Raw genomic sequence first — 551 nt, 5'->3', positions numbered from 1 at the left:
AATGCACTTTTGACGTTCTTCAATCGTTGTGCCTGCTGTTAAGGCGATGATAGGACGGTCGAAGCCTTTTTGTCGCAAGTGAGCCGTTGCTTCGTAACCATCCATTTCCGGCATTCGACAATCCATAAATATCAATTCGTAATCTTTGTTTTTAACCGCTTCTAGCGCTTCCAAACCATTGGCTTTTAAATCAGGAGTAATGTCGAGCTTTTTCAGCATCTGCGTCACAATGACTTGGTTCATTCGGATATCATCCACCACCAATATCGAGCGCCCAGCTAAGTCGCTTCGTTCGACAACAGCCAACTCCCCCGACGCTGCGCCTTGAGCTTGCCCCTCTTTTAATGGGATGGAGACTTTAAAGGTTGTACCTTTGCGCTCTTCACTTTCGAAACTGATCTCACCTTGCATTAAATCCACGAGGTTCTTACAAATCGCTAAGCCCAAACCTGAGCCTTCAAAACTGCGTTTTGCCGAGCGGTAAACTTGTACAAAAGGGTCAAACAACGAACTTTGCGCCGATAACGGTATCCCAATCCCGGTATCTTCCA

The 551-nt window shown here is 46.3% G+C and carries 1 protein-coding gene; it reads right to left on the bottom strand.

Annotated features, from left to right (window positions below; all coding sequences use genetic code 11):
* The coding region (locus R7Z50_RS30145) for a response regulator (protein WP_318150103.1) at positions 1 to 551 on the bottom strand (551 nt) is incomplete at both ends.

The organism is Vibrio sp. 1249-1, from assembly GCF_033340495.1.
Note: the sequence above shows the minus strand (reverse complement) of the source record. Positions and strands in the feature narration are given on the sequence as shown.